Origin of the sequence: Gordonia sp. NPDC057258 (genome assembly GCF_042668985.1) — a bacterium.
GTDB classification, from domain to species: domain Bacteria; phylum Actinomycetota; class Actinomycetes; order Mycobacteriales; family Mycobacteriaceae; genus Gordonia; species Gordonia hongkongensis.
Window position 1 is genome coordinate 107108 of sequence record NZ_JBHUXZ010000016.1, and the last position, 6388, is coordinate 113495.

The 6388-nt window shown below is 67.0% G+C and carries 5 protein-coding genes and 2 rRNA genes; 3 read left to right on the plus strand and 4 right to left on the minus strand.

The genetic code is table 11. The features are described 5' to 3' along the window. Positions 1 to 25: 25 nt before the first annotated feature. Positions 26 to 667 (minus strand): universal stress protein, encoded by a 642-nt coding sequence (locus ACFUEJ_RS13760; RefSeq protein ID WP_388029973.1) that lies wholly within the window; start codon positions 665 to 667, stop codon positions 26 to 28. 160 nt (positions 668 to 827) lie between these two features. Between ACFUEJ_RS13760 and ACFUEJ_RS13765 the strand changes: the two genes are divergently transcribed. Beyond that, positions 828 to 2000, plus strand: coding sequence for a sensor histidine kinase (locus ACFUEJ_RS13765; RefSeq protein ID WP_388029975.1), 1173 nt, complete (start codon positions 828 to 830; stop codon positions 1998 to 2000). Then, complete coding sequence (locus ACFUEJ_RS13770; RefSeq protein ID WP_137810740.1) at positions 1997 to 2683, plus strand: response regulator transcription factor; 687 nt, start codon at positions 1997 to 1999, stop codon at positions 2681 to 2683. The genes ACFUEJ_RS13765 and ACFUEJ_RS13770 overlap by 4 nt, the downstream gene beginning before the upstream one ends. An 11-nt stretch (positions 2684 to 2694) precedes the next feature. Here ACFUEJ_RS13770 and ACFUEJ_RS13775 read toward each other — a convergent pair whose 3' ends face one another. Then, complete coding sequence (locus ACFUEJ_RS13775) at positions 2695 to 3954, minus strand: helix-turn-helix domain-containing protein (RefSeq protein WP_137810739.1); 1260 nt, start codon at positions 3952 to 3954, stop codon at positions 2695 to 2697. A 155-nt stretch (positions 3955 to 4109) separates the two neighbouring features. On the opposite strand from ACFUEJ_RS13775, the gene ACFUEJ_RS13780 reads away from it, so the two are divergent. Beyond that, the gene (locus ACFUEJ_RS13780; RefSeq protein WP_137810738.1) at positions 4110 to 5975 is read left to right on the plus strand and encodes an NAD(P)/FAD-dependent oxidoreductase; all 1866 of its coding nucleotides are present in this window, start codon (positions 4110 to 4112) and stop codon (positions 5973 to 5975) included. Between the two features lie 56 nt (positions 5976 to 6031). Here ACFUEJ_RS13780 and rrf read toward each other — a convergent pair. Together rrf and ACFUEJ_RS13790 are read right to left on the minus strand one after the other, a co-directional pair. Then, positions 6032 to 6148, minus strand: a 5S ribosomal RNA gene (rrf, locus tag ACFUEJ_RS13785). Positions 6149 to 6266: 118 nt separating this feature from the next. Continuing rightward, a 23S ribosomal RNA gene (locus tag ACFUEJ_RS13790) occupies positions 6267 to 6388 on the minus strand; the annotation flags it as partial.

Genomic DNA, 6388 nt, shown 5'->3' on the forward strand with positions numbered 1-6388 from the left:
TGCACATCGTGTCACGCGGTCGTCGCTACGCGGGTCGCGGTGCGGGCGCCGGCCAGGGGAAGGTCCAACTGGTGTCGCGGACTTCGTCGACCCGCGCCGCCCGTCGGCGCAGATGGACCGACCCGTCGGTGACGATCAGGGTGACGTCGGCGTCGAGGCGTCCGGCGAGACGTCGGGCGGTCCAGCCCGGTCGTGTCCCACCGGTTCCGAGGACGACGGCGCCGGCTCCCACCCGTCGGGCTGCCCGGTGCAGGACCGACGTCGGGTCGCCGACCTCGCTCATGGTCGACACCGTCCGTGCACCGTGCCACCTCGCGAGTTCGGCGGCGGTCCGCAGGGTCTCGTCGACTCCCGCCTGACCGGAGAGCAGATAGGACTCGTCCTTGAGGGCGTCGTGCAGCGTGGTGCTCGCTTCTTTCCGACGACGCCGCGTGGCGCAGATCAGGATCAGGTCGCCGGAATCGCCGAGCAGTCGAACGGCGACCTTCACCGCACGCAGTGAGGCGTCACTCCCGTCGACTCCGACGACGACCGGACGGCCGAACCCCGCGTGGCCCGGCACCGGTACGCCGCGCGCGTCGATCGGCGGGGCCAGGGCGGGATCTGTCGGCCCTGGTCGGGTCTCGAGGCGCTCCCAGCGCCGGGGTCGTGTCCGCAGCGTGCTCATGATGTCCTCCTCGGTCGGCGATATCGGCTGCTCACAACGCTATGGAGGCCATCGTTCCGAGTCGCCATCCCGCGGGTTGACCGGTTCTCCACCCCAGGGTGGACAGCGGAATCCACCGTGAGGCGGACGTTTGGCAGTTCTGCGGAACTATCCTGGAACGGTGACGGGCTTCACAGCGGAGATGGGCGCGGGGCTGCGCCGGCGGATCGAACGGGCGGGCGGCGACTACCCGCCGCTGTACCCCGCGGTGATCCTGTCGTCGAGCGTCGTGGTCACACTGGTGTCGACGGCACAACGTTTCCCGTTCGATCAGATCGGGTGGGTGATCGCGGCTCTCGTCCTCGCCGTGCTCTCGCTGGTGCTCGACCTGACCCTGCCGCCGACCTCGTACCCGTGCTCTGCGGTGATCACCAGTACGGTCTGCTTCCTCATGGTCCCGACGCCCACCGACGCCGCCCCACTCCAACTCGTCCTGGTGGCGGCGATCGCCGCCGCGATGTATCCCCTTCTCGGCGGACTGATCGTGACGGCGGCCTGCTTCGCCGTCATCGTGTGGTTCGGCGCAGTCGGCGGTCTCGAATCACCGGCCATCTACGCGCTCGGCGTCGCGTGCGGTTGGCTGATCGGCTACATGATGCTGATCCAGAAGCGTCTGGCCGACAATCGGGCCCGGGTGCTCGCCGAGCGTGCCGACCGCGCCGCGAGCGACGAACGACAGCGGATCGCCCGCGAGATCCACGATGTCATCGCGCATTCCCTGTCGATCACCATGCTCAACGTCACCGGCGCCCGTCGCGTGCTCGAACAGGATCGTGACATCGAGGAGGCACTGGAGGCACTCTCCGACGCCGAACGCCAAGGCCGACAGGCGATGACCGAGATCCGCACCATCGTCCACGTATTGGGGACGACCGAGCCGACGGGATCGACGGCCCCGTCACCGGGCGCCGGAGACCTCGTCCGGCTCGTCGAGGACTACCGCAAGGCCGGCGTCGACATCGACTTCAGCCTCGTCGGCGACCTCACCGAGCTGCCACGTCCGATCGGTGCGGCGCTGTATCGGATCACCCAGGAGTCCCTGGCCAACGTCGTCAAACACTCGGTGGCCAAGCAGGCCTCGGTCTCGGTGTCGGTGGCCGATGCGGTGGCTCTCACGGTCGAGAACCCGGCGACCGAGGATCGGCCTCGAGAATGCGACGGCACCGGTATCGAGGGAATGACCCAGCGCGCGGCACTGCTCGGCGGCACGCTCCACACATCACATCGCGCAGGCTCCTGGTCGGTACACGCGACGCTGCCGTCGCGACCGATCACCGCGGGGGTGCCCGCATGACGACGACCGCACCCGCCGATCCCGCGACCGACCCGATCCGGGTTCTCCTCGTCGACGACCAGGAGCTCATCCGTACGGGCCTGCGTCGCATCCTGCGCCTGCGCGACGGCTTCGACATCGTGGGTGAGTGCGCGGACGGCTCCGGAGTCCTCGCGGGGATCGCCGAAAACCGGCCCGACATCGTCCTGATGGATCTGCGGATGCGCGACGTCGACGGCATCACCGCCACCACGATGGTCCGCACCCTGCGGGAGCCGCCGCCGGTGCTGATCCTGACCACCTTCGACGACGACGCCCTGTTGTCCCGTGCGCTGCGCGCCGGAGCGGCCGGGTTCATACTCAAGGACTCGCCGGCCGAGGCGCTGATCTGGGCGGTCCGCGCGGTGGTCCGTGACGGTGCGTTCCTCGACCCGGCGGTGACCGAACGCGTTCTCCACGGTTTCCGACGGTCGGGGCGTGAGCAGGTGAGCACCGTGCCCGGATTCACCGACCGCGAGACCGATGTCCTCCGCCTGATCGCCCGCGGCCGTACGAACGCGGAAATCGGTGCGGCCCTCGGCATCTCGCAGGTGACCGTGAAGAGCCACATCAACCACATCTTCACGAAGCTCGATCTCCGCGACCGGGCGGCGGCGATCGTATACGCCTTCGACCGTGGGCTCGTGGTCGCCGAGTACGACTGAGCCCGTGTAGATCAGTCGCGCACGGTGGTGATCTCAGGGGCGATCACCTCGACGTCGACCCCATCGACGAACCGGTACGGGCCCGCCACGAGCAGACCACCGAAGTACTTGCGCAGCCGGGACATCTCGGCCCGCACGGTGACCGTCCGGTCGTCGACGCCGAACAGATGCATCGACATCTGGGCCGCGGTGACGCCGGCGGGCCGTCGCGCCAGGAGGGTGAGGATCTCGCCATGCCGGGGCGAACAGCGATGGGTCCAGGCACCGCTCGCGCCTTCGACGGTGACCTCGACATTTCGGAGACCCGACGCGTCCGGCGGTACCCGCACGATCACCCGTGTGGTGGATGCGTCCGAGGTCTCCGCGACGCGCACCAACCATCCACCGGGCAACGCCTCGACGTCGCACTCCCCCAGCGCATTCACGAAGATCCGGCCGGGGCCGAGCCGCGGTGGCAGGATCAGTCGCGATCGCGGAGACACGGTGTCCACGGCGGCGACCCACCCGTCGGTGTCGACCGCCAACGCCGGGCCGGGCATGCGGGCGAGGATCGGCGCGGCCACCGCCCGCAACGAATCGAGTCGTCGGTGGTGGCTCTCGCGTAGTTGTGATTCGGCCAGCCGGGCGACCGCATGCACCAGCGCCAAGGTGGTCGGATGGATGGTGGCGGCCGGACCACTCACATCGACCACCCCCAACATCTCACCGGTCCGCGGGTCCTTGATCGGTGCACCGGTACAGGTCCACGAATGATGACTGCGCACGAAGTGCTCGGCCGAGAACACCTGCACCGAACGACCGGACATCAGTGCCGTACCGATCGCGTTGGTCCCCACCGAGCCCTCGGCCCAGTCGGCACCCTCGACGAATCCGAGAGTGTCCGCGCGCGTGAGCACCTTCGACGATCCGCTCCGCCACAGCACGTGCCCGTCGGCATCCGAGACGACCAGGATGTTGTCGCCGTCGGCGATCAGCGAGTCGAGGCCACGTGCCAACTCGTCCACGACCTCCGCCAGGCCGGAGCGTCGGCGGCGTTCTTCGAGCTCCTCGAGCTGAAGCGTCCGTTCCCCGGCGCAGTCCACGTCCGGGTCGAGACCGGCACGTCGGAGTCGCTGCCACGAGTCGTCGATGACGCTCCGCGGACGCGCCGGCATGCGCCCGCCCGACATCGCCGCGTCGTGAACCGCGCTGAGAACGGACGCGAACTCGCGCGGATCGTCGCCGGCGTGGACCGCGGGCTCCAGCTCGGAGGCCGACTCGTAAGCGTTCATCTCTTCGATTGTGCGTCACGTCACAGACGACGACAACGTACCCCGCCCCTCGCAACCCCCTGCAACCCTTGCCGCCACCCGGCGCCGGGGCGTCTGCTGTCCACAACCCGCTGTGTTCCACATCACGTTCGCGGGGCACATTTCGAGGAGGCATCATGACTCAGACATTGGAACCGCTGGTCCATCTCGACCGCACCCCGCAGGAGCGAATCGACGCCTGGCTGCGCGAGTTCGAATCCGCACTCGCCGCACACGACATCGCCCGCGCCACGAACGCTTTTCTGACCGACAGCTACTGGCGCGACCTGACCGCATTCACCTGGAACATCAAGACGGTGGAGGGCCACGAGCAGATCGCCGACATGCTGACCGCGCGTCTCGCCGACACCCGGCCGTCGAACTTCACCACCACTGAACCGGCCACCGACGACGGGGACGGTGTCGTCTCGGCGTTCATCGCGTTCGAGACCGCCGTCGGACGGTGTGAGGGACACCTGCGCATCCGTCGCGACGACGACGGCACCGACGGTGGCGGGCGCGACGCCGGGGAGGACAAGGCCTGGACGCTGCTGACGACGATGCAGGAACTCAAGGGACACGAGGAGTCGGCCGGCCCGAATCGACCGCTCGGGGCGGTGCACGGTTCCGACCCCGACACCCGTTCCTGGGCGGAGAGGAAGGCCGACGAGGAACTGTCGCTCGGACGGTCGGCGCAACCGTACGTGCTCGTGATCGGCGGCGGGCAGGGCGGTATCGCGCTCGGCGCACGACTCCGCCAGCTCGGCGTGCCGTCGGTCGTCGTCGATCGCCATGACCGTCCCGGGGACCAGTGGCGCAAACGCTACAAGTCGCTGTGCCTGCACGACCCGGTCTGGTACGACCATCTCCCGTACCTACCGTTCCCCGACAACTGGCCGGTCTTCGCACCCAAGGACAAGATCGGCGACTGGCTCGAGTTCTACACCAAGGTCATGGAGGTTCCGTACTGGAGCAAGACGACGTGTCTGTCCGCCGAGTACGACGAGGCCGAGTCACGGTGGACGGTTGAGGTCGACCGGGACGGTGAGCGCCTCACACTTCATCCGACGCAGCTGGTCCTTGCGACCGGGATGTCCGGCAAACCTGCCGTCCCTTCGGTCCCCGGGCAGGATGTGTTCGCCGGCGAGCAACACCACTCGAGCGCACACCCCGGACCGGACGGCTACCTCGGCAAGAAGGTCGTCGTCATCGGCTCCAACAACTCCGCGCACGACATCTGCAAGGCGCTGGTGGACAACGGCGTCGACGCCACGATGGTGCAGCGCTCCTCGACCCACATCGTGAAATCCGACTCGCTGCGGTCGATCGCCCTCGGTTCCCTGTACAGCGAGGAGGCGGTCGCCTCCGGAATGACGACCAAGAAGGCGGATCTCACCTTCGCCTCATTGCCCTACCGGATCATGCACCAGTTCCAGATACCCGTGTATGAGCAGATCCGCCAACAGGACAAGGACTTCTACGAACGCCTCGAGGCGGCCGGCTTTCAGCTCGACTTCGGGGATGACGACTCCGGACTCTTCATGAAGTACCTACGCCGCGGGTCCGGCTACTACATCGACGTGGGCGCGAGCGAACTCATCGCCGACGGAACGATCAAGCTGGTCCACGGTCAACTGGACCACCTCACCGAGAATTCGGTGGTGCTCGCCGACGGGACCGAGATCGACGCCGACGTGGTCGTCTACGCCACAGGGTACGGATCGATGAACGGCTGGGCCGCCGACCTCATGGGCCAGGAGGTCGCCGACCGTGTCGGCAAGGTGTGGGGACTCGGTTCCGAGACGACCAAGGACCCGGGCCCCTGGGAGGGCGAGCAGCGGAACATGTGGAAGCCCACCCAGCAACCGGGCCTGTGGTTCCACGGCGGAAATCTGCACCAATCGCGACACTATTCGCTGTATCTCGCGCTACAGCTGAAGGCGCGATATGAAGGAATCCCCACGCCCGTATACGGCTTGGCGGACGTCCACCACCTGAGCTGATCACCAATGAGAAAGGCCCCGCAACCACGAGGGTTGCGGGGCCTTTCTGAAATTGTGTTCGGCGGTGTCCTACTCTCCCACACTGATTAGGGTGCAGTACCATTGGCGCTGGAGGGCTTAGCTTCCGGGTTCGGAATGGGGCCGGGCGTTTCCCCTCCGCTATAGCCGCCGTAACTTTGTGAAACAACTGTCGCACAACAGTGTTTGTTTGTTTTGTTGTGTGTTGTTTCAGAAGTACATAGTGGATGCGAACACCAACCGAACCTGAGGTTTGGTGATGTTGTGGGTGTTGTTGGTAAGTCCTCGGCCGATTAGTACCAGTCACCTGAACACATTGCTGTGCGTACAGTTCTGGCCTATCAACCCCATGGTCTGTGGGGGGCCTTAACCCCGCGAAGGGGGTGAGAAACCTC